This is a genomic window from Micromonospora craterilacus, from assembly GCF_003236315.1.
Lineage (GTDB): Bacteria > Actinomycetota > Actinomycetes > Mycobacteriales > Micromonosporaceae > Micromonospora > Micromonospora craterilacus.
The window spans coordinates 1-1,912 of record NZ_POTY01000445.1 but is presented as its reverse complement, the minus strand read 5'-3'; the positions used below and the strand labels follow the sequence as shown (position 1 = coordinate 1,912).

The 1,912-nt window shown below is 74.6% G+C and carries 2 protein-coding genes; one reads left to right on the top strand and one right to left on the bottom strand.

The features are described from left to right. Nucleotides 1-75: 75 nt before the first annotated feature. Complete coding sequence (locus C1I95_RS33640; protein WP_111220124.1) at nt 76-1,263, bottom strand: FAD-dependent oxidoreductase; 1,188 nt, start codon at nt 1,261-1,263, stop codon at nt 76-78. A 107-nt stretch (nt 1,264-1,370) separates the two neighbouring features. Here C1I95_RS33640 and C1I95_RS33635 point away from each other — a divergent pair. After that, on the top strand, nt 1,371-1,912 hold a 542-nt coding region (locus tag C1I95_RS33635), incomplete at its 3' end, for a TetR/AcrR family transcriptional regulator (RefSeq protein WP_111220122.1).

The following is a 1,912-nucleotide window of genomic DNA, read 5'->3' as shown; positions in this document are numbered from 1 at the left end:
GTTCGCGCCCCGGGCCTGCTGCTCCACCGTCACCGGGCAAGCGTAGACCCGGCCGGCCGCGACGTGGACGCGTGGTTACCCGCCAGTCCGATTACCGGGAACCGCCGTCCGCGCGGACCGGCGCTGGTTGAGGCCCGACAGGCGCAACGCGATCCGGTGCCGGACCGGTGGCAGCACCGATACCAGGCGCAACAGCGTGTCCCGGGCCGGCCGGGCGGCGGGTGGCACGGTGGCGAGCCGGGTCAGTCGGTCGGCGAAGCCGGCCACCTCCTGGGCGAGCGGGCGGCGCCGGGCCGCGTACTCGTCCAGCCGGGTTTCCGGGGCACCGGCCAGCACGTCGGCAAGGGTCTCGCCGAGGTCGACCGCGTCGCAGATGCCGAGGTTCATGCCCTGCCCGCCGGCCGGGCTGTGCACGTGCCCGGCGTCGCCGGCCAGCAGCACCGGCCCGGCGCGGAACGTCTCGGCGACCCGGTGGTGCAGCCGGAAGCGCGACGACCAGAGCACCTCCCGCACCCGGTCCGGCCGCCGGCGGGGACCGCGCTCGTCGAGCAGCCGTTGCAGGTACGCGACGTCGGGCTCGACCGGCGGATCGGCGACGGTGGCGACCAGCCGTACCCGCCCGTCGGGCAGGGGTGCCCAGACCAGCGGGCCACCCCGGGCGAGGAAGATCGAGGCGCTGTCGCGGGAAAGCGTGCTGTCGACGCGTACGTCGGCCAGGACGAACGCCTCCTCGGAGCCGGCCGGGCCGGTGAACGGGATGCCGGTCAACTCGCGGACGGTGCTGTGGATGCCGTCCGCGCCGATCACCCACCGGGCCCGCACGGTCCCGCCGTCGAACCGCGCCACCGCGCCGTCGCCGTCGTGGTGCAGACCGGTCAGCCGGTACGGGCGCAGCACCCGCACGCCCACGGCGGCCAGCTGCTCGGTGAGCACCTCCTCGGTCACCGACTGGGAAACCAGCAGCGCGTACGGGTGGCGGGTGGGCAGCCGGTCGAACGGCACGTTGACCAGCACCCGGTCCCGGTCGCGGACGTTGAACCGCGCCGACCGCAACCCGCGGGCCACCAGCGGCGCGCCCGCGCCGAGCCGGTCCAGCAGCTCCAGCGTGTACGCGTGCACGACCGCCGCCCGCGACGTCACGGCCGGCTCCTCCCGCTGGTCGACCAGGGTGACCTCGACCCCTCGGCGGGCCAGCGTCAGCGCGGCGGCCAGCCCCGTCGGGCCGGCACCGACAATCAGGACATCCGTTCGTTCGGGCAGCATGACGACCTCCCTGCATCGATTGCCAACGCTTGTTGGCCAACGCTTGTTGGCAACGTTAGGCGGCCCCGGATCGAGAAGTCAACAAGCGTTGGCATACCGTCGGTCACATGACGGAAGGCGTACCCCAGGCAGCACAAGAACCGGCGGCGGGGTCGGCGGCCGGCGGCGGACGCGCACGCAGCTCGGACGCGACCCGCGCGGCCATCCTGCGGGCCGCCCGCGACCGCTTCGCGGCCGACGGCTACGACCGGGCGACGATCCGGGCCATCGCCGCGGACGCCCGGATCGACCCGTCCATGGTGATGCGCTACTACGGCAGCAAGGAGGGACTGTTCGCGGCGGCGGCCGAGTTCGACCTGCGGCTGCCGGACCTGAGCGGCGTGCCGCACGACCGCCTCGGCGAGGCGCTGGCCAGCTACTTCTTCACCCGCTGGGAGGGAGACACCACGTTGCCGGCCCTGCTGCGCACGGCGAGCACCAACCCGGGCGGGGCCGAGCGGGTACGCCAGATCTTCGCCACCCAGCTCGGCGCGGCCGTGGCCCGGTTGGTGGCCGACCCGGCGGAAGCGCCACGCCGCGCCGGACTGGTCGCCAGCCAGCTGCTCGGCGTGGCCCTCACCCGCTACGTCCTCCGCCTACCCCCCATGGT

Bases quoted from the DNA above. Each gene is read 5' to 3' on its own strand.
- C1I95_RS33640 (WP_111220124.1), bottom strand. From the start codon at position 1,263: ATGCTGCCCGAACGAACGGATGTCCTGATTGTCGGTGCCGGCCCGACG.